Annotated in this window: 1 protein-coding gene; it reads left to right on the plus strand. The window is 48.7% G+C overall.

The window, feature by feature from the left end:
- Positions 1-130: 130 nt before the first annotated feature.
- Positions 131-1,486 carry a magnesium transporter gene (gene mgtE, locus BCT11_RS03810; RefSeq protein WP_038864521.1) on the plus strand — a complete coding sequence of 452 codons (1,356 nt, stop codon included), beginning with the start codon at positions 131-133 and terminating at the stop codon, positions 1,484-1,486.
- Positions 1,487-1,533: the final 47 nt, after the last annotated feature.

Here is a 1,533-nt window from a genome sequence, read left to right on the forward strand (position 1 = left end):
CTTAAACCGATCTCAGGTTACTTAAATTCCGATAAATAATTTTGTCGACTTTCATAAGTTGTTATTAAAAGGTGCCTAGAATTAAGTTATTATTCAAAGCATTGTAAATATCAGGAATTAGGGGGAATGAATGGCAGAGCAAATAGAATTCGACCAAGCTCACCAAGCCCTCCAAGAAGTCACAGAAGCGCTGGAAAACGGCCGCTTTGTCCATGTTCGTCGCCAATTGCAGGACATGGAACCTGAGGATATCGCCCACCTTTTAGAAGCCTCTCCACGTAAAAGTCGTGAAGTACTCTGGCAACTGACTGACCCAGAAGACTACGGTGAGATTCTTGACGAGCTAAACGAAGACGTCAAAGACAGTCTCGTGTCCAAAATGGCCCCAGAAGCGCTTGCAGAAGCGACGGAAGGCATGGACACTGATGATGTGGCTTACGTACTGCGTAGCTTGCCTGACGACGTCTCACGTGAAGTTCTATCCCAGATGGACACCGCTGACCGTCAACGAGTCGAAACGGCGCTATCCTACCCTGAGGATACCGCTGGCGGATTGATGAACACCGACGTAATCACCATTCGTGGTGATGTGGATGTGGACGTTGTCCTGCGCTACTTACGCATGAAAGGCGAACTGCCAGAAGCAACCGATGCGTTATACGTCATTGATGATGATAGTAAGCTGATTGGTGAACTGCCGATTACCACACTGATTACCACTCAACCTGATGTCAAAGTCAGTGCTGTGATGGAAGATGCCGACGATGCAATTACCGTAGATACCAGTGACTCTGATGTTGCTAGTCTATTTGAACGTCGTAACTGGGTATCTGCACCTGTGGTTGATGAAAACCAACATCTGGTTGGTCGTATCACCATCGATGACGTGGTCGATGTTATCCGTGAAGATGCCGAACACTCAATGATGAGTATGGCGGGTATGGATGACGATGAAGATACCTTCGCACCTGTCGTAAAATCCGCTCGTAAGCGCAGTATTTGGCTCGGTGCCAATGTACTTGCAGCGCTAGCGGCGGCCTCAGTATCCAACATGTTTGAAGCAACACTAGAGCAAATGGCGGCTATCGCCGTCTTGATGACCATTGTTCCATCGATGGGTGGCGTTGCGGGTAACCAAACGGTCGCTCTGGTGATCCGCGGTTTAGCGCTTGGTCATATTGGTGATTCAAACAAACGAGAACTATTGCTGAAAGAAGCCGCTATCGGCTTACTTAACGGCATCATGTGGGCACTGATCATCGGCGGTATCGTAGTTGCTTGGAAAGGAAACTGGATGCTTGGCGGTATCATCTCTGCGGCCATGTTGACCAACCTTTTTGTAGCAGGTGTTGCCGGCGTAACCATCCCTATTCTACTCAAGAAAATGAACATCGACCCAGCCCTGGCTGGCGGTATGGCACTGACCACGGTCACTGACGTGATTGGTTTGTCAGTCTTCTTAGGCCTCGCGACCCTGCTGATTTAATCTCATGTCATAAACTGCCATGAACAATGACCCGTCCTGATATGGGT

Origin of the sequence: Vibrio sp. 10N.222.52.B12 (assembly GCF_002875385.1) — a bacterium.
Lineage (GTDB): Bacteria > Pseudomonadota > Gammaproteobacteria > Enterobacterales > Vibrionaceae > Vibrio > Vibrio jasicida.

Bases quoted from the DNA above. Each gene is read 5' to 3' on its own strand.
- mgtE (WP_038864521.1), top strand. From the start codon at position 131: ATGGCAGAGCAAATAGAATTCGACCAAGCTCACCAAGCCCTCCAAGAA.